This is a genomic window from Bacteroidia bacterium (assembly GCA_040880525.1).
GTDB lineage: Bacteria > Bacteroidota > Bacteroidia > CAILMK01 > JBBDIG01 > JBBDIG01.
In genome coordinates this window covers 65,784-85,307 of record JBBDIG010000040.1, presented here as the reverse complement: position 1 = coordinate 85,307, position 19,524 = coordinate 65,784, and the positions used below count along the sequence as shown (strand labels likewise).

Annotated in this window: 17 protein-coding genes; 9 read left to right on the top strand and 8 right to left on the bottom strand. The window is 46.1% G+C overall.

The genetic code is table 11. From position 1 onward, the window contains the following. Positions 1–3 precede the first annotated feature (3 nt). Entirely contained in the window at positions 4–510 is a 507-nt protein-coding gene (locus WD077_11940; protein ID MEX0967943.1) for a metallophosphoesterase family protein, read from the bottom strand. Between the two features lie 68 nt (positions 511–578). On the opposite strand from WD077_11940, the gene pnuC reads away from it, so the two are divergent. Next, entirely contained in the window at positions 579–1,226 is a 648-nt protein-coding gene (pnuC, locus tag WD077_11935) for a nicotinamide riboside transporter PnuC (protein ID MEX0967942.1), read from the top strand. Between the two features lie 48 nt (positions 1,227–1,274). Here pnuC and aceE read toward each other — a convergent pair whose 3' ends face one another. The 3 genes from aceE to WD077_11920 all read right to left on the bottom strand — a co-directional run bounded on the left by aceE (position 1,275) and on the right by WD077_11920 (position 5,858). Beyond that, positions 1,275–3,893: a pyruvate dehydrogenase (acetyl-transferring), homodimeric type gene (aceE, locus tag WD077_11930; protein ID MEX0967941.1), complete on the bottom strand. Its 2,619-nt coding sequence runs from the start codon at positions 3,891–3,893 to the stop codon at positions 1,275–1,277. Between the two features lie 379 nt (positions 3,894–4,272). After that, positions 4,273–5,262: a flotillin-like protein FloA gene (gene floA, locus WD077_11925; GenBank protein ID MEX0967940.1), complete on the bottom strand. Its 990-nt coding sequence runs from the start codon at positions 5,260–5,262 to the stop codon at positions 4,273–4,275. A gap of 89 nt (positions 5,263–5,351) precedes the next feature. Beyond that, positions 5,352–5,858 carry a thioredoxin family protein gene (locus WD077_11920; GenBank protein ID MEX0967939.1) on the bottom strand — a complete coding sequence of 169 codons (507 nt, stop codon included), beginning with the start codon at positions 5,856–5,858 and terminating at the stop codon, positions 5,352–5,354. A 232-nt stretch (positions 5,859–6,090) separates the two neighbouring features. Between WD077_11920 and recG the strand changes: the two genes are divergently transcribed. Further along, the gene (gene recG / locus WD077_11915) at positions 6,091–8,205 is read left to right on the top strand and encodes an ATP-dependent DNA helicase RecG (protein ID MEX0967938.1); all 2,115 of its coding nucleotides are present in this window, start codon (positions 6,091–6,093) and stop codon (positions 8,203–8,205) included. 148 nt (positions 8,206–8,353) lie between these two features. Further along, entirely contained in the window at positions 8,354–9,589 is a 1,236-nt protein-coding gene (locus tag WD077_11910; protein MEX0967937.1) for an MFS transporter, read from the top strand. A 102-nt stretch (positions 9,590–9,691) separates the two neighbouring features. Here WD077_11910 and WD077_11905 read toward each other — a convergent pair whose 3' ends face one another. Continuing rightward, a complete protein-coding gene (locus WD077_11905; protein MEX0967936.1) occupies positions 9,692–10,237 on the bottom strand; it encodes a DUF6580 family putative transport protein in 546 nt (181 codons plus the stop codon). 336 nt (positions 10,238–10,573) lie between these two features. On the opposite strand from WD077_11905, the gene WD077_11900 reads away from it, so the two are divergent. Together WD077_11900 and WD077_11895 are read left to right on the top strand one after the other, a co-directional pair. After that, positions 10,574–11,044 (top strand): helix-turn-helix transcriptional regulator, encoded by a 471-nt coding sequence (locus WD077_11900; GenBank protein MEX0967935.1) that lies wholly within the window; start codon positions 10,574–10,576, stop codon positions 11,042–11,044. 269 nt (positions 11,045–11,313) lie between these two features. Next, positions 11,314–12,399 (top strand): hybrid sensor histidine kinase/response regulator, encoded by a 1,086-nt coding sequence (locus WD077_11895; protein MEX0967934.1) that lies wholly within the window; start codon positions 11,314–11,316, stop codon positions 12,397–12,399. Positions 12,400–12,432: 33 nt separating this feature from the next. Here the strand turns inward: WD077_11895 and WD077_11890 are convergent, their stop codons facing one another. Next, positions 12,433–13,863, bottom strand: coding sequence for a redoxin domain-containing protein (locus tag WD077_11890; GenBank protein ID MEX0967933.1), 1,431 nt, complete (start codon positions 13,861–13,863; stop codon positions 12,433–12,435). Between the two features lie 284 nt (positions 13,864–14,147). Here WD077_11890 and WD077_11885 point away from each other — a divergent pair, with 284 nt between their 5' ends. Further along, positions 14,148–14,549, top strand: a complete 402-nt coding sequence (locus tag WD077_11885; protein ID MEX0967932.1) for a hypothetical protein — start codon at positions 14,148–14,150, stop codon at positions 14,547–14,549. A gap of 116 nt (positions 14,550–14,665) precedes the next feature. On the opposite strand, the gene WD077_11880 is transcribed toward WD077_11885, so the two are convergent. After that, positions 14,666–15,250 carry a tRNA-(ms[2]io[6]A)-hydroxylase gene (locus WD077_11880; GenBank protein MEX0967931.1) on the bottom strand — a complete coding sequence of 195 codons (585 nt, stop codon included), beginning with the start codon at positions 15,248–15,250 and terminating at the stop codon, positions 14,666–14,668. Between the two features lie 206 nt (positions 15,251–15,456). Here WD077_11880 and WD077_11875 point away from each other — a divergent pair, with 206 nt between their 5' ends. The 3 genes from WD077_11875 (at position 15,457) to phaC (ending at position 18,665) form a co-directional block, all read left to right on the top strand. Further along, positions 15,457–15,906: a MarR family transcriptional regulator gene (locus WD077_11875; GenBank protein ID MEX0967930.1), complete on the top strand. Its 450-nt coding sequence runs from the start codon at positions 15,457–15,459 to the stop codon at positions 15,904–15,906. A 241-nt stretch (positions 15,907–16,147) separates the two neighbouring features. Further along, complete coding sequence (locus WD077_11870; GenBank protein ID MEX0967929.1) at positions 16,148–17,587, top strand: poly(R)-hydroxyalkanoic acid synthase subunit PhaE; 1,440 nt, start codon at positions 16,148–16,150, stop codon at positions 17,585–17,587. A gap of 25 nt (positions 17,588–17,612) precedes the next feature. Then, positions 17,613–18,665, top strand: a complete 1,053-nt coding sequence (phaC, locus tag WD077_11865; GenBank protein MEX0967928.1) for a class III poly(R)-hydroxyalkanoic acid synthase subunit PhaC — start codon at positions 17,613–17,615, stop codon at positions 18,663–18,665. Positions 18,666–18,814: 149 nt separating this feature from the next. Here phaC and WD077_11860 read toward each other — a convergent pair whose 3' ends face one another. Next, complete coding sequence (locus WD077_11860) at positions 18,815–19,522, bottom strand: outer membrane beta-barrel protein (GenBank protein MEX0967927.1); 708 nt, start codon at positions 19,520–19,522, stop codon at positions 18,815–18,817. Positions 19,523–19,524: the final 2 nt, after the last annotated feature.

The window sequence follows — 19,524 nt, the reverse complement described above, 5'->3', positions numbered from 1 at the left end:
ACTTTAGCCGGCCTGAGCGGTGCGGGGGCCGAGTTCCACTACTTTCAACTCCGCGACCTTGCCCTGTAAAAGTTCCATCAAAACCAGCGTTCTGACTTTATGGAAACCGCTTCTTCCTGCTGCTCCGGGATTAATATGGAGCAGCCTGCGTTTTTTATCCGGCACAATCTTCAGAATATGCGAGTGCCCGCTAATGAATAAATCAGGCGGATCAGTATTCAATTCATGCAGCAGTTTAGAATTGTAGCGGCCCGGATACCCTCCGATGTGCGTCATCCAAACACTCATTCCTTCGCGCATCATCCGCTCATGCTCAGGGTGCTTTTTGCGTATATCCTGTCCGTCAATATTGCCAAATACGCCCACTACCGGGGCCAGTTTCTCAAGCCGGTCGCTCACTGCCACTGAACCGAAATCTCCGGCATGCCAGATTTCATCACACCCTGAAAGATGGTGCAGGATCCGCTCATCAAGATAGCTGTGCGTGTCGCTTATTATTCCGATTTTCATGATTGATTTAGTCACCTTATATAATTGACGAAGAAAGCAATTTTCCCGCAGCCATATCTTTGCATCCTATGCTCTTGTCTCTTTTCCGGGATCTGGTTGCGGCCATTTCGGAAGTTACCCTTATAGAATGGGTTGCTTTTATTTCCCTCACAGCTTATGTGTTTCTTGCCACCCGGCAGGTAGCGCTTGCCTGGCCGATCAGCATGATTGGCGTATCTGCTTATTTTATACTTGCTTATCGCGCACAGCTTTACGCTGAAATGCCTTTACAGGTATTCTACTTTTCCATCAGCATGTATGGATGGTATTTATGGAAATATGGCGGGGTAAAAAATACCGCATTGCCTGTCACTTTTCTCACGAATAAAATGCGCTGGCTGCTTTTGGGAATTGGTACGGCAGCAACTATTGGCGTGGGATATCTGCTCGATCATCTGCGGATTGTCTTTAACTTTTTTGGATGGGATCCGCAACATTTTATTCCAACGGATGTACCGTACTGGGACGCGGGGACAACCGTTTTCAGCATTATCGGTACCTGGCTGCAGGCACAAAAGAAAATTGAGAACTGGATTGTTTGGCTGGCCGTAGACCTGGTGTATGTGGGGCTGTTTTACTACAAAGGCTATTTGTTGCTATGCCTGCTCAATGTGCTTTATCTTGGGTTCGCTACTTATGGATTCAAAGCCTGGCGGAATTCCATGGAAAAGAATTAGGATAAAAATTAAAATTGAATACAAAAGTCTTAAATGCGCAAGAATACCTTATTCACGCACGCCTAGTTCCCCGGCAATTTTTTCGACTTCCTTCTTCTCCATTTTGCCCTCAGCGGCCAGGCCTGATAGTGCGGCTACCATAATGTGTTTCGCATCCACCCGGAAGAAGTTGCGGAGGGCTGAAATGGTATCACTGCGCCCAAAGCCATCCGTGCCCAATGCAATAAACCGAAGTGGAAAATGATGCGCAACACTTTGCGGCAGCGCCTTCAGATAATCTGTAGCCGCTACGATCACGCCCTCTTCTCCATCAAAGCATTCGTGGATGTAGCTTTTTCCGGCCCCCTTTTTTCCGGAAAATAATGTTGAATCTTCCTGTGCTCGTGCATCGTCATACAACGCTTTCCAACTTGTTACGCTCCAGATGTCGGCCGCTACATCATAATGTTCTTCCAGCTTTTCGGCTGCTGTTATGGTTTCCGGTAAAATGGCTCCGCTGCCAAGCAGGTGGACTTTCCGGCCATTGCTACGGCTGGATTTCCGGAACCGGTACATTCCGCGAAGAATACCATCCCGGCTACCTTCCGGCATTTGTGGCTGGCGGTAAGCTTCGTTCATCACCGTAAGGTAGTACATGATGTCTTCCTGTTCTGAATACATTCTCCGGATCCCATCCTGCACTATAACTGTGAGTTCATAAGCAAATGCAGGATCATAGGCCATCAGTCCGGGAACCGACAGAGCGTACACATGGCTTTGTCCATCCAGGTGTTGCAGGCCCTCGCCAGCCAGGGTGGTGCGGCCGGAAATGCCGCCCACCAGAAATCCTCTTGAACGGGCATCGGCTGCTGCCCAGATCAGGTCGCCAATCCGTTGAAAGCCGAACATGGAATAAAACACGAAAAAAGGGATCATATTAATTCCGTGGTTAGAATAAGCGGTGGCTGCTGCGATAAATGTGCTCATGGCTCCGGCTTCTGTAATGCCTTCTTCAATCAGAACACCCTCCTTTGATTCATTGTAAAACAAGAGGTTATCTTTATCTACCGGATCATATTGCTGTCCTTGCGAAGCGTAAATGCCTGCCGTCCGGAAGAGCGAATCCATCCCGAAAGTGCGCGATTCATCGGGTACAATAGGAACAATGGCATCTTTGGTGGCTTCATCGCTGAGCAGTTTCTGCAGCAACTGCACGATGACTTTGGTGGTAGGAATTTCTGAATCTCCGCTTCCTTTATAAAATTCTTCAAATAATTCAGTTGCCGGGGGCCTGAATTCCGGACCCCTGGGATTTCTTTCCGGAAGAAATCCGCCAAGAGATTTTCGCTGCGACAGAAGGTATCGTCCTTCCTCACTGTTTTTATCAGGACGGATCAGGGGAATTTCGGTAAGATTCTCATCCGCCACGTCTATGTGGAAAAAATCCCTGAAATCTCTTAATTGGGAATCATCCATCATCGTGGTTTTGTGGCTGATGTTGCTGGCCTCGCCTGCTGATGCACCCTGGCCAAATCCTTTTACCGTTTGCGCCAGCACGACCACGGGTTGCCCGGTATGCTCCACCGCCCGTTTAAAGGCGTTGAATACCTTTTCAGGATCATGCCCGCCCCAATGCAGGGCATCGAGTTCCTCATCACTCGTGTCAGCAACCAGGGCTTTCAGCTTTTCATTTTTAGAAAAAAAATGTTCCCGCATGTACTTGCCGCCAGCGAAGGCAAAGTGCTGCAACTGGCCGTCAACCAAGTCTGCCAGCGCTTCCCGGAGTGCTCCATCTGTATCTTTTGCAAAAAGCTTGTCCCAGGCACTGCTCCATAATACTTTGATAACCTGCCATCCTGCCCCGCGAAACAGGCTTTCCAGTTCCTGGATTACCTTTCCATTGCCACGCACCGGTCCATCCAGGCGCTGGAGGTTGCAGTTGATGACAAAAATCAGGTTGTCCAGTTTTTCACGGGCAGCTAAAGTCAGCGCCCCGGTAGATTCAGGTTCATCCATTTCGCCATCACCCAAAAATACCCATACGTTGCACCCGCTCGTATCCTTGATTTTCCGGTGATGAAGATACCGGTTGAACCGTGCCTGGTAAATGGCTTCTATCGCCCCCAGGCCCATGGAAACAGTGGGAAAGCGCCAGTATTCCGGCATCAACATCGGATGCGGATAGGAGGGCAGCCCACCTTCGGGTTTCAGCTCCCGCCTGAAATTGTCCATATCCTTTTCGCTGAGCCTGCCTTCCATAAAGGAACGGGCATATATTCCGGGAGCAGCATGGCCCTGGAAATATACCATGTCAGCTTCTGTTCCGCCTTTAAAGAAATGATGAAAGCCCGTCTCGAAACAGGTGGCAAAAGATGCGTATGTGGAAATGTGGCCACCAATTCCCTCCGCCTGGCGATTGGCCCGCACCACCATCGCCATAGCGTTCCAGCGCACCAGGCCAAGCAGCTTTTGTTCGATTTTGAGATTTCCGGGATAAGCAACCTCTTCGCTGGGCGGAATGGTATTGACGTAGGGCGTGGTAATCAGCGCCTGCGATGCCGGGGCTTTGTCTGCAATATTTTGCAGCAGCGTAAGGAGTTCCTGTGCTCTTTCCCTGCCTTCATGCTCTGTTACCCATTTCAGCGATTGAATCCACTCCTGGTTCTCAATTTCTCTTTTATCCGTCATGATTATTGCGATCCATTCAATTCTCAAAGACCGGAAGAAGCAGAAAGGTTTTTTTAATCTTAAATCTCCTGCACAGGACGGGAGGTGGAATCCTGAAGGATTCCATTATCCTGCAACAGGTGCCGGTATCTGGAACGGGCCAAATAGTTATTATCAGTTGGAAATGAAATGCTATTCTGTAAAATAAGCAATGTAAATCTATTCGTCTGCCTTTTGATGAGTGCATCCCGCCTACCTGAAGGTGGAAGTGGAGTATGGTGGACCACAAGGGCCTTAGTATTCTCCGATAGGGTACGGATAACCGGCAAACACAACTAATTTGAGTGTAAATGACCCTGGAAATAAATATTCCTCAGAAATACAAAATCATCTACGGCTGCTACTTCTGATCAGGCTTTTTGCCTTTATCAGCACCTTTGGCGATGGAGTCACGCATATCTGAATCCGACTCAATGTTTCTCATTCGGTAATAATCCATGATGCCGAGCTGGCCTTTTCTGAAAGCCTCAGCCATTGCCTGCGGTATTTCAGCTTCTGCCTCAATTACCTTCACACGGGCTTGTTGCGACTTGGCGCGTTGTTCCTGCTCTTCGGCTACTGCCATGGCCCTGCGTTCTTCCGCTTTGGCCTGCGCAATATTTTTGTCTGCATTCGCCTGGTCCATTTGCAGTTCGGCTCCAATATTCTTTCCCACATCCACATCGGCAATATCTATGGAAAGGATCTCAAAAGCGGTTCCCGCATCAAGCCCTTTGGAAAGCACCACTTTGGATATGCTGTCAGGATTTTCGAGCACGGCTTTATGGTTGGTAGCCGATCCGATGGAAGTTACAATACCTTCACCCACACGGGCCAGGATGGTTTCTTCGCCAGCACCCCCCACCAACTGTTTGATATTGGCCCGGACCGTAACGCGGGCTTTTGCAATAAGCTGAATCCCGTCTTTCGCTACTGCGGCAACGGGAGGCGTATTGATCACGCGCGGATTTACGGATAGCTGTACCGCCTCGAATACGTCCCGCCCGGCCAGGTCTATCGCTGCCGCGGATTGAAAATCCAGTGGGATATTCGCTTTGTCGGCTGAGATCAATGCACGGATCACATTGTTCACATGACCCCCGGCCAGAAAGTGTGTCTCAAGATCGTTGGCAGTCATGTTCAGTCCGGCTTTATTGGAAGTGATCAGCGCGTTGACAATAATGGAAGGCGGTACCTTCCGGATGCGCATAAAGATCAGGTCCTTGATGCTGATCTGAACTCCGGAGAAAACTGCAGTGATCCACAGATTAATGGGGACGAAGTAAAAAAAGAGGAGAATCCCGACCAATACGGCCACGGCAATGATCAGGACGGTTACTACTTGGCTCATGCAAAAGGTTGTTTAAAACTGAAGGCCAAAATTAGACAATCTAAACCACTGCGCTCAGGTTATACGAAATTGATTTTGGATAGCCGTATTTAAAACCCTGCATTTTGAAGCATATCTTTCATATCCTCCTCAATCGTGGTTTTCGGATGCTCCACAATTCGTCCAGCTTCCCGGCCCTTATAATAGATAATAAAAGTAGGCACATACTCCACGCGGTTTTGGGCAGTGATTTCGCCAATGCCCTGCTTTTTTTTGTCCAGGGCATACATGGTAATTCCCTGCGAAGGAACATCGGCCTTGTCAAGTACCTTGATAAAACGGGGAAGTTGCTGATGGGTATCCTCGCACCAGGTGCCCATAAATATATCCACGCTGATGTTTTTATTGCGAACAAGCAACCATTCGATGGTCAGTGAATCGGGGGAATAGCTTTTATATTCTTCGCGAAACCAACTGTGCCGGTTGCTGTTGGCCAGCTCGGCTACGGTGATCTTACCAACCGGTACATCATTCTGCTGCTTCCCTTTTTTGGAACAGGAAGCGAAGACCAATGAAAAGCCGAGAAAGAGGAGAACCGGAAAAATAATGAGTCGCATAATCAGGGATGGTTAAAAATTTTTAAGTCAAAATGGAAAGCCTTTAAAATTCAGGCAGTAGTTATGGCAAAACTAAAAATCTAACGGGAATGAAAGTTTTACAGGAAAGAAGATTTCTGTTCACACCCATTATAAACCGAAAACCATTTATTGAAACATATTTTAAATCGCCAAGAAAATCCAGCTCTGGAAACCGGCATCAACGAAGGCTTCACCATAACTTGCAACGCCAATGGCACAAGAGAATTTCCTGAGCAAGAAGATCGGTTTTTTAAAAGGCGTAGGCCCCGCAAAAGAAGCCCTCCTTCAAAAAGAACTGAAGATTTTCACTTTCGGAGACCTGTTGCTGCATTTTCCATTCCGCTACATAGACCGGACGCAGGTCTACAAAATATCAGATCTTAATACGGATCTCCCTTTTATCCAGCTATCCGGGATAGTGAAGAACATCCGGATACAGGGACAGAAACGCGGTATGCGCCTTACGGCCAAGCTGGAAGATAGCAGCGGAACCATCGAACTCGTCTGGTTTCAGAAAATCAGGTGGGTACAGGAATACCTGAAAGAGGGGCAGCGATATTTGGTTTTTGGCAGGCCATCACAGTTCAACAACCGGTGGAATATTGTCCACCCGGAGATGGACCTGCTCTCCGAACCAAAACCGCAGCCGGGAAAATCGCTGAACCTGCAGCCGGTATACAATACGACAGAAAAATTACGCGCGAGAGGCCTCGACAGCAAAGGCCTGGAAAAACTTCAGAAGACCCTGGTGGCGGATGCCATTCCTTATATACAGGAAAACCTGCCCTCAGCCATGCTGGAAAAGTACAAGCTTATGCCCCGGCAGGAAGCCTTCCGGCAAATCCATTTCCCTGAAGATGCGGATAAAATGGAGCGGTCGCGCAGCCGCCTCAAGTTTGAAGAACTTTTCTACGTACAGCTACAGTTGCTCAGGAGCAAGCAGTTGCGCCAGCAAAATTTCCCCGGCCAAATACTGAAAAAGGTGGGCAGCTACTTTTCCCGGTTTTACGAGGAGTTGTTGCCGTTTCAGCTCACCGGAGCACAAAAACGGGTGCTCAAAGAAATACGGGCCGATGTAAAAAGCGGGCGCCAAATGAACCGCCTGCTGCAGGGCGATGTGGGAAGCGGAAAAACCATTGTCGCCTTTATGTCTATGTTAATAGCTATTGACAATTGTAAACAGGCCGCATTAATTGCCCCTACTGAAATTCTTGCATCACAGCATTACAACACCCTCACAGCGATGTCCACAGGCCTGAACCTCACCATCAAACTGCTTACCGGCTCCACGCCAGCGGCTGAACGAAAAGAACTGCACAAGGCCCTTCAGGCCGGAGAAGTAAACGTGCTTGCCGGCACGCACGCCCTGCTACAGGAAACGGTGCGGTTTAAAGATCTGGCATTGGTGGTGATTGATGAGCAGCATCGGTTTGGTGTAGCCCAGCGGGCAGCTATGTGGACGAAAAATGAGGTTCCGCCCCACGTTTTGGTAATGACCGCTACGCCCATTCCGCGAACCCTGGCTATGACATTTTATGGTGATCTGGACACCTCGGTGATTGATGAACTGCCACCAGGCAGGAAGGAAATTATTACCCGTCATATTACGGAGGGAAAACGACTCCGGTTATTAAATTTCCTGAAACAAAAAATAAAGGAAGGACGCCAGGTTTACATTGTTTATCCCCTGATTGAGGAATCAGAGAAAATGGACTATGCCAACCTGATGGACGGGTATGAAATGATTATCCGCGAATTTCCCCGACCTGAATATCAGGTGAGCATCGTACACGGACGGCAGAAATCAGCGGAAAAGGAGTTTGAAATGCAGCGGTTTAAAAAGGGGGAAACGCAGATAATGGTAGCCACCACCGTAATTGAAGTAGGCGTGGACGTACCCAACGCTACAGTGATGGTGATAGAAAATGCAGAACGGTTTGGCCTCTCACAGTTGCACCAGCTCAGGGGGCGGGTGGGGCGTGGAGCAGAGCAGTCATACTGTTTTCTGGCTTCGGGCTATAAACTGAGCCGGGAATCCCGCCTGCGCCTTGATACCATGGTTCGCACCAATAACGGTTTCGAGATCGCAGAAACCGATTTACAATTGCGCGGCCCGGGCGATATGGCCGGTACGAAGCAAAGCGGAATGATGGATTTTCGGGTAGCGGACCTGGCGAAAGATCAGAAGATACTCCAGTTGGCCCGGCACACGGCTCTGCAGATTATGGAAACCGATCCGGCACTGGAAGCCCCGGCTCATCAGGTTCTGCACAGGTATCTGAAACGTCAGGAAAAAGACCAGTTTAACTGGAGTCTCATATCGTAAACATAAGTTAATCACCATAATTGATTATTTACATTTAAAAAAACAGATGTATAATTGTAAACTAAGGTAAATCATTATCTGTGCGGCAATATCAGATAGCAGGATCGCTATTTTCGCAGCCTTTTTTTAAATATTCCATAAAGATGTTATGGCGAAGGAGCGCACCCGCAAAGGACTATTGCTCATCATATTTATCACAGTTTTCCTCAACTTGCTGGGTGTAGGGATCGTCATTCCTGTGCTTGCCCCACTCTTTCTCAGCAAAGCCGAACCTTTTCTTCCCCTCCACTACAGCTTTGGAGACCGCACGCTACTTCTGGGTATTTTGGTTGCTTCTTATCCCATTGCCCAGTTTTTTGGAGCCCCTTTGCTCGGAGCTTTATCAGACCATCATGGCAGGAAAAGAATCCTCCTCCTGGCGCTGGTTGGCAGCATGGCCGGATATGCCCTGTTCGCCATCGGCATTCATCAGCAAAATTTGTGGATGCTGTTTGTGGGCCGCATCATAGATGGTATCACAGGAGGGAATATTGCCGTCATCAACAGCGCCATTGCCGATATTAGTGATAACAAAAGTAAATCGCGCAACTTTGGGCTGGTGGGAATGGCTTTTGGGATGGGATTTATTATTGGGCCTTTTCTGGGTGGTGTCCTCTCTGACCCTTTGATCGTGTGGTGGTTCAATTTTGCCACGCCTTTCTGGTTTGCTACCGCTTTGCTGGCTGCCAACTGCCTGCTAGTGGTGTGGCTCTTTCCGGAAACACTAAAAGAACCCGTAAAGAAACGGCTGAGAATTTTTATGGGGATCCGAAACCTGAGAAATGCATTGCAGCTTGTGGGAGTGCAAAAGCTGCTCTGGATCGTATTCCTGGCTACGTTTGGTTTTACCTTTTTCACGCAGTTTTTCCAGGTGTTCCTCTTCGAGAAATTTTCCTACCGGCAATCCGATATCGGGGAGCTTTTCGCCTACATAGGTATTTGGATCGCCCTCACGCAGGGGGGTGTGTTGCGGCTGGTTTCCAAATTCTTCAAACCGGTTCACATCCTCAGGGTCAGCACCCTGGGACTCAGCATTGTGTTTATCTTGCTGCTTTTGCCGTCAAATGATAAGCTGCTGTATTTCATCCTGCCCTTTATGTCGCTGTTTCAGGGAATGAACCAGCCGAACCTGCTGGCAATGATCTCTAATCGCATACCACCCGGGAAACAAGGGGAGATCATGGGGGTGAACCAAAGCCTTCAATCCGTGGCCCTAGCCATCCCTCCAATTATCGGGGGGCTTATTGTTTCCCTGAACATCAACCTGCCGATCATTATGGCGAGTTTTTGCCTGTTCGTAGCATGGCTGGTGCTGCTGAAAGTTGATTCTGCGAATGAGCGATAAAAGGGATCTGTTTCCGGAATTGTTCCTTCAGGCAGCGCCCGGTTTGACAGAAAATGTTAATACTTCCGAATAACACTCGGTGACGAATCTTCAAAAATGAGGTTAGCGGGAAATTCTGACGGATGGGGACATCCGGACTACCAGATAATAGCTGCCAAACAATACAGTGCTGAAGGCCAGATCAGAAATAAGCGTGGTACGGAAAAACGGAAGGGCCGCAGCATAGCAATTGAGGAGGCCGTTCAGATCTTTGGTGTAAATCGGCAGATAGAGCCAGGCACTCAGATTGGTTATCACAAAAAAGATGACAGATGCGAGCACCGCACCCGTGCCTACCTGAAAGGGATTGAATGGCTTGGTAAGAAGCCGGCCGGCAAAAAATATGATGGCATAACTGGTATAAACAACCCCCATTCCTGCATAAAATCCTGAACCGGGATTATCTATTTCCATCAGGGCATCACTGGCAAATACAGCGGCAACAGGGATTAGAAAGGCAAAACGGCTGGAACGGATAAAGGCTCCGGCAAACAAGGCAACAGCTCCCATCAACGCAAAATTGGGCATGTGTGGGAGAAGGCGGCTGATCACCGCTATGAGGGCCGCGATGATGATCAGGATATAGGTAAGGTAGTTTTGAAAACGCATCAGGGTTCTTTTTATATTTTAAGAACGGCAAAGTTAAATGATGAAGCAAAGCAAACAAACCCTCTTGAGAAATGAGATTGAAATTCCCCGACCCCATCCTACGTATACGTATTAAAAAAATATTCTATTATTAATAATTAAAATCTGTTTTTCAGCTATTTGAAATGCCTATAGAATTTAATCTGTTTAATACGTATTTAAACGTACTATAGATGAATATCCGGGATTCAGTTTGAAATGACCGGGCAGAACGGGTAGGGTAAGGGGAGGCCCCAAAACATATAGATAGAAAGCATTTAACATGAAATACTAAGTTTGCATTTCTAAATTAACAATATGGAACAATTGCCTGAAATCAACGAACGGATACGGCAGATCATGGAACAGAAAAAGCTCTCGCCTTCCTCATTTGCCGATGCAGTGGATGTAAGCCGCCCCGTCATTTCCCATATCCTTTCCGGCCGGAATAAGCCGGGACTTGACCTGCTGCAAAAGGTAGTAGAGATATTTACGGATGTAAATCCAAGGTGGTTGCTTACCGGAAAGGGAACAAAGGCCCAGGAACATCCTCCCGCACCTGAAAAGCCTGCACAGCGCCCGGCAAACCATGCTGCCCGAGAAGAAGATGCAGCGCCATATTTTACCGGAGCTCCCTCAGGGGAGGGTGAATCTGCGCCAAAATATGCTCCGCAAGAGCCGGTCAAACCAGTCTCCCCTCAGACCCATGCAGAAAACCGGTCTGCTTCCACCCCGGAACAAATTATCCTTTTGTTTCCGGACGGGTCGTTCCGTATGTTTCACACGTAAATCATTTTTTTTTGTGAAACAGGTTAATTTAATTCATCTTATACCTTACTTGTTACAGGCTACAGAAAGTGTGTATCTTGTGAATAAGAGTCTGATCTGATGTCGATTTATCAACAAAAGATTAAACCTTTTTCGCAATCTTACAGATGTAATGTTTTAGCAGGATAATTGGAAACATTCAGAAATCTCAATCATTCTGGCCCGGAATTGCGAAACGATATAAATTAGGTAGCTATCTTGGCTGCAATACATTTATTGACCGACAGATTGTGACAATTTTATTAATAGAGGATAACGTAGCCGATGCCAGGCTCATAGAGGAATATTTGCGCAAACAGGATTTCGGGGAGCTGCAATTTTTTCATGCTCAGGAAATGAAAACTGGGGCACAGATATATAAAGATATGGAGATAGAGATCGTGCTGCTGGATCTTTCCCTGCCTGATTCTTTCGGAGACCAGACGTACAAGGTGGCATTGCACCAGTTTAGCGATACTCCACTGGTAATACTTTCCGGGCTGGACGACCGGGAAACTGCAGTAAAAGCCATTAAAGAAGGCGCGCAGGATTTTCTAGTGAAGGGAGAATTTAACAGCACCCTGATGATCAAGACTATCCGGTATGCCATAGAACGCCACCGCATGAAGCAGGACATGCTTCGCACGCTTGACGAACTGAAACTGGCCAATCTTAATCTTGAGCAGTTTGCGTATGTAGCCTCTCACGACCTGAAAAGCCCGGCCAACAACCTGATGAGCTTGCTTAAAATGTGGGATGAAGATTTTACAGATCTTGATCATAATAAGAAAATATTCTCAATGATATCGGCATCTGTAAAGCAACTGAAGAAAACACTGGATGCCCTTATAGACGTAATCACCATTCAGAAAAGCATTGGGCAAAGGAAGACGGAGGTGCAGGTAAAGAAGGTATTTGAAGAGGTGCAGGATAGTATCAATGAATTGATCCTGGAGTCAGGGGCCCGGATACAAACCGATTTTTCAAAGGCACCAGCCGTGAATTATTCGTTGCCACACTTTAAGAGCATAATGCAGAACCTGATCAGCAACGCCATAAAATACCGGCATCCTGACCGCCAGGTAAAAATTGATATTTCAACAGCGCCTGAAGGATCGTACATTGTCCTGAAAGTGCAGGACAACGGGCTGGGAATGGATATCGAAGCGAATAAGGGAAGACTCTTTGGACTGTTCACCCGGCTTCATGACCATGTGGAAGGGTCAGGCGTGGGCCTTTATACGGTGAACAGCATAGTGGAATCTTATGGCGGCAAGATTGAGGTAGACAGCAAGGTAGGAGAGGGAACCCGGTTCAAAATTTACATGACGAAATAAAACCTAAATGGTTGATGGCTATGATACCGGCTATCAAGGACGGCTCAACTCGCTACGGTTCTTCTTCCTGTTTTCCAGAATTTCTCCAATAACTTCTATATCAACGCGCTTGGCAATGATCTCTTTCTTTTCATCCACCACCATTATTACGGGCGTGGAGGAAACATCATATTTCTGCCGGAAGCGACTGGCATTGGTCGTATCCTGAACATTAATAAATTCACGCATTCCCTCCTTCTCACGAAGGTATTTTTTGAAGCCGTGGCTTTCCCACTCTGTATTTACGGCATAAACCTCCACGCCATCAGCCTTATATTTGTCATGTAACTCTATGAGTTTGGGAATCTGTTTTTTACAATGCCCGCAGGTGGAATCCCAGAAGAAAAGAATGGTGTATTTGGCATCAAGCCGATGCATACTGTGCCTTTTGCGTAAGGTATCTTCCAGATTCAGTTCAGGCGCCTTTTTCCCTATTAAGGTGGGATTTAACATTTTTCCTTTCTCGCATATTTTTACAATTGTTACTGTATCCATCCAGCTTTTGTCATACGCTTCGTTGCACCAGTAATTAACGGCCAAGTGAGAAAAGACATTTTCTGCGATCATGAGCTTTGAGCGCTCATAATAATTGGTAAACCAAAAGAGGTTGAATTTGAACTGCTCCGGGGAATTCCGGGTGTTTTGTAGAATGAAATCCAGTGCCTGAATAATTGAATCCGGATGTTGCATGACGATCTTCGTCACATATTTTTCCATGCGGGGCTGATATACAGGCGTCCGCACCAATCCGTCATCCGTAAAATCAAAATTATCAAAGTAGTGGGCCTTGAAATAGTAATACTCCCAGGTAGAATCTATCTTTCCTTCTGCATCCTTTGGCGGTTCCGGTATTTCAGGTTCACGCATGGCTTTGAAAACTTTGGTAACGAAGGCCTCAGGATATTCAGAGATGACGTCCTTTTTATAGTCTATAATACTGTTCTCAAGTTCTTTGACCTGCGTGCTGATCCGGGCTTTTTCTTCTTCTGACGCTGTTTCCTTCCGGGCTGTGAGGTCCTGGATTTTTCCTGCTTGCTTGTCCACAAACTGGAGGTACTCGTAAAACAAAGCTGTTTCCGGTGATCCGGTTACCTTCAGGTCGCTAATTAAATTTTCTAAAGTCGTTTCTATTTTAATGTCAGGATTCTCCGGTACGATCTCAAAATACTGCTGGCCAGGCAGGATGATCATATAGATACCTCCCGGCAGGTTCTCTTTTCCCTGAAATACAAACTGGCCTTTACCATCAATGCGGGCCGTATCCTGCGCGTATTTTTTATCTCCGTAGTAATAGGCCAGGTAGGCAATGGAATCCTTCAGCCCCTTTACTTTTACATCTATGGTATAGCCTTCTTTATCCTGCGCCCCGATAGAACAGGCAAATAAAGCGGTGCTTATGAACAGGAGCGTTATAAATTTCATCATTTCTTCTTTGGTTTTAATAATCAGCGGGTGCTTTTGCAAAATTGATACTTTTTTAAGAACAGGTTGTTTCCATGCTTTTTTGGATCTGCATCGCAGCGGCATATTATTTGGCGGATGGGCAATTATTGTTCAATTACCAACATTATACTTCGTCTGTGCTCTTGCAGGGAAGTCCGTTAGCAGATGTAAAGACAAACTAATTTGGCACGAATATTAAACCTTTTTCTGCCGGTTAGGGTCCACACTTCAATACCAAATTAAGCTTTACTTAAATGAAACAACAGATGAAAAACAGGAAAATTTTTATAGGATGTGTTCTGGGTATAATGATGTTCTCGTACAATATTTCTGCCCAGGAAAGAAATGCCCCGGTAGCAGAAGAGCAAAGTAATAAAATGACCGAAAAAATGGTACAGACACTGGAGTTGGATGAAGCCCAGGAACAGAAAGTCAGCATCATCAACGGGAATATGACAGCAGGGATTGCAAAAGTGAAAGAACAGAATTCTGAAGACCGCGAAAAGGCCAGAGCTGAAGTCAGCGCTATATGGGATGATCATGACCGGCAAATGAAAGAAGTACTGAGCGCAGAGCAGTACCGGAAGTATCAGGAACTGAAAGCTGAGCGCAGACAAAATATGAGGAAAAAAAGAGGTAAGATATTGGGTACACCACCCCAGGATTAGTTTTCATGGTTGAGTTTAGTTTTTTAAGTGGTTGATGATTCTTGTGACGAAAAGGCTCCTGCCGATTGCCGGCAGGAGCCTTTTCATTATTAATATTAATCATTATACAGTTGCAATCAATGCAGCGCTGGCCGTACCGGCAGTTTCGCCAGGATCAGTGCTTCCTGCTCCATCAGCCATTCCAGCCGCTGATATACATTTTCTTCAGAAAAATAACGAAGGGCCATTCGCACGAACATATTGCCATGCCGGGCTTCTGATGTCCACAGCATTTTATAGAAACGCGCCAGGGAGGCATCCTGTATCGCCTCGCTGATCAACCTGAATCGCTCTGTACCCCGGCATTCGAGGACGGAAGCCAGGAGTAGCCGGTCCAGGAATCTTTCTTCGCGGCCGCTATGGCACAGATCCACCAGCGTTTTTGCGTATAAGTCCTGCGGAATTTGGTGAGAAAGCCGGATACTCCGCTGCTCCATGACGGAATACACCTGGCGGAAATGATCCAGTTCTTCTAAGGCCGTATCTATCAGCTCCGGGATGATCTCGCTTCGGTCAGGATATTTTGCCACAAAGCTCAGCGCCATGGCCGAAGCTTTTCGCTCGCAGTCGGCATGATCCTGCAGGAAGGAGGGAAAATCAGCCAGCACGGCCTTCAACCACTCTGGTGAAGATGGGCTTCTGAGTTCGATGGAATATTTCATTGCAATACATTAATTTAAAAGAATACAAAGAAAACGGCTGATCAAGGAGAAAGAAGAACAAGCCACCGGCATTCGGACCAGATGGGTGTCGGGTATTTTACGATTTCTGAACATTTGTCAAAGAAAATTCCATCTCTGCAACCGGCAAAATTATTTAAAACAGTGAGCCTGTATTAAATGTCTGTACATCTTTATATTTGTAAACGATGCGTCTCGAAGAAGAAATTAAGCAAAAAGAATTTAAGAACCCGTACCAAAAGCTGATTGTAAATATTCTCTTTACAAGTGGCTGGCTCAGTTCCCGGCACAGTAAAGTGCTGAAGCCTTATGGTATTTCAGCGCAGCAGTATAATGTCCTGCGCATCCTAAGGGGCCAGCATTCCAGGCCCGTTTCCATTAATCTTCTGGTAGAAAGAATGCTGGATAAAATGAGCAATGCTTCCCGGCTGGTGGAGAAACTGCGCCAAAAACAACTGGTAGAAAGGCATGAATGCCCCAATGACCGCAGGCAGGTAGATGTTTTTATCACCCCAAAAGGCTTGGAACTGCTGGATGAACTGGATGGCAAGCTCGAATTTCTGGAAACCAATTTTCAAACTCTGACAGAAGAGGAGGTAAACCTGCTCAACGAATTGCTCGACAAATTGCGGAGCTGAGTTTCTGCCCTCTTGCCGTTGTGTGTTTTTCCCAGCAAGCAATCGGCCTCTGCCTTTTTGTCCTGTAAAAAAATGAGGCACAGATACTGACAAATGGGTAGCGCCATCCAGCGAAAACAATTAAATCGCAAATAAATTTCTTTATAAAAAGAAAAGATTACTTTTGCGGCCAAATTGGGGAAAGGCTATTAAAATAAGAATTTTTTTCCAAAAACAAAATAAAGTAAAAACAAATTTAATCATGTCAAATTCAAACGCTGAGAAGAAGAATTTTTTTGAAACCTGGTTCGAAACACAGAAAAATGTGATGGAGAACTGGTACAACACTACTGAGGAAATGAAGCAAAAAACTGCTGAATCCGCAAAGGAAACACAGGAAACAAGTGCTGACTACCTGAAAAACTGGTATGAATCTCAAATGGCTTTTTTCCGCAATAACGACAGCAAAGAAACAAGCAACGAGAATCCATTCGCACCGGTTAATCCAATCGGTTTCTTCAACAACTGGATGAAGCAGCAAACCAAGATGGCGGAAGAATGGCGTGGTATGATGGGCACTGCCAATCCCATGATGAGCAGCTTCACACCCGGAATGGAGGGCATGAATGATATGCAAAAGAACTGGAAGGAAATGATGCAGAAGTGGAATGATGAAATAAGCAATCGCTTTGGTATAAAGGCAGGAATGAACCCGGTGATGGGCATGAATGACTTTACGAATGGGTTTGCTAAATTCATGGAACTATGGATGCCGGTATTTAATGCTATGCAAAGCAAAACCTTCACTCCGGAAATGTGGAAACAATATTTTGAGCCTGCCCGCCACAAAGATCTGATGGACAAGATGTTCAATTTTGACATGGATGGCATGAAGCCCATGTTGCAGAACTATTTCAATATGCTGAATAATCACCTTCGCCAATCCACAGGGGCGGGAAGCGATAAGTTCCGGGAGATGGCCAGCCAGATGGAGCAATTCTTTCCGCACAATGAAAACTCACCGTTCGTGCAGTATATGGGCTTGTACAACCAAATGATGAATAACTTCACCGGTGCGGAATCTCCGTTCATCAAAATGATGACACCGGGCGCAAAACGTGAACAGATCATTGCATTCAATGAAATGGGCAACGATATTTCGCAATACATTATGAAGCGCTCAGAAATGCAGTACATGATGTACATGACAGGACTGAAAGCTGTGGAAGCATTTTCTGAAGCTATTTATAATAAAATGGAAAAAGGTGTGGAAATAGACAGCTTTATGAAGTTTTATAATGAATGGCTGGGAATGAATGATAAAGTTTTTCTTGAACTTTTTTCGTCTGATGAATATTCCAGGATCCAGAATGAACTGACTGAAGTATCATTGAAACTGAAAACAGGAACTGACAAGATGATGGAAGGCATGTTCAGTAATTTCCCTTTGGTTCCCCGGTCAGAAATGGACCATTTGTACAAAACCATTTATGATCTGAAAAAGAAGGTTCGCAATATGGAAAAGGAATTTGCCACCGCTCAGAAATCGCAGCCTGCTGCTGAGAAAACCGCCACAGGAAATACAAAGGCTGAAGCAAGCAAAGCCTCATCAGCATCAGAGAGCAAAGCCTCATCAGCATCAGAGAGCAAATCGGCCAATAGTGCCTCAGCCGCGAAGAAGGATACGAAATCTGCCAAGTAAATCAGGCACAAAAAATAGCTGAAATATGAAACTGAATGTGCCCGATTTAATGAACGAGTTTACGGAGACCAGCCATCAGATAATGAAAGGCATGGAGACGCTCCGCAACATTGCTGAAGTAAAAGTGGCTACTTCTCCGAAAACCCTGGTTTGGCAAGAAGATCTGGTAAAGGTGTATCGCTACGACAGGGAAACACCTGCCACCTGCGAAATTCCTGTGCTTATTTCTTTCGCCATGCTGAACCGGCATGATGTGCTGGATCTTCAGCCTGACCGCAGCCTGGTGCAGCGACTCCTGGAGCAGGGGCTTGATATTTATATCATGGACTGGGGTTATCCCACCCGTGAGGACATGTACCTTACCATGGACGATTACATTAACGGTTTCTTAAATGATGCTGTTGATTTTGTCAGGGAAAGCCATAAGGTGCAGAAGATTCATAAGATCGGCATTTGCCAGGGTGGAACCTTCAGCACCATTTACGCAGCCCTTCATCCTGAAAAAATCCAGACACTGACAACACTGGTGGCACCTTTCGATTTTTCAACCAACGACAGCATCCTGTTTAAATGGACGAAAAACCTGAACGTGGATGCGATGGTGGATTCTCTGGGTATGATCCCGGCTGACATGCTGAACAATGCTTTCGGAATGCTGAAACCTACCATGGACATCAGCAAATACACCGGCATTTTCAGCAGCATCCATGATGAAGATAAGCTCATGAATTTTCTGCGCATGGAGCATTGGAAATCTGATTGCCCTGACCTAGCAGGGGAGTGGTACCGCCAGTATATCAAGGATCTTTTCCAGGATAATAAGCTTATAAAGGGCGAACTGGAAATTGGAGGCCACAAGGTGGATTTAAAGAATATTGATATGCCCGTGCTTACTATTTATGCTACGGAAGACAATATCATCCCACCCGATGCAACAAAGCCTATTAATGAGGCAATCAGCAGCAAGGATAAGGAATTGTACCAATTTGTGGGCGGCCACATTGGAGTTTTTGTGGGCGGACGTTCACAGAAGGAACTCGGACCAGCCATTGGAAAATGGATTCAGAAACGGTCATAGGTTTCTTTCTTGATATTTATATAAATCCTCACCTGGTTATTAAACGGGTGGGGATTTTTTTTGCCTTTCGGGGTAATAAGAAATTGCCATTTTGGCAGATTGATCCGGCAATGATAGATAATTCAGGATTGCAGGATAAAGAAAATATTTTATTCCTTAACAGGAAAGTAATATTTAATATCAAGACCAAAATAATGACCACTGAATGGGTCGCTGACTTCTGAGGTTTCCAGATCTTTTTCATACCGGAAGAAAAAGCGCGACATCGGTGTGATCATCCGGTGATACAACAGCCCACCATAAAAGTACCCGCTTTTTTCGGTGCGCCACTCAAATCCCAGGTTTGCCAGCAATGATGGCAGCACATAAAATTTACGTGCTGCGTAAAAACGGAAATTCTCCGTTTGCAATGTAATATCGCTGGGAAAGAAATCTGCAGAAAAACCTGCTGAGGTGGAAAGGTAGGTTTCTCGGCCCAATTGGGTGAAAAGCAGAGCTGTCAGCGGAATTTCATAACTGACGATGCGGAAGGATGAATCTAACGAGAAGTTGGTTCTTGATGCATTAAAATTATAATTACGGGTAGAAGAAAGAATACCCGTTTGTAACGCCCAGCGCTCTCCGAAATGCTGTCTTATCAGCATTCCCAGGGAATATCCACCCCTGGGCGATACTTCCACATTCATGTCATCATTTGTAATGAATATATCGGGACTGTAAATTAACTCAGCCGGAACGATCGGGTTAAATTGCAATCCCACGGTTACCGGGTTTTGTGCAAGACCGGGCGTTATGTTCAGCCAAAATGCCAGAAAGGAAAAACTGATTTTAAGAGGGAGCCTGCAGATTTTGTACATAT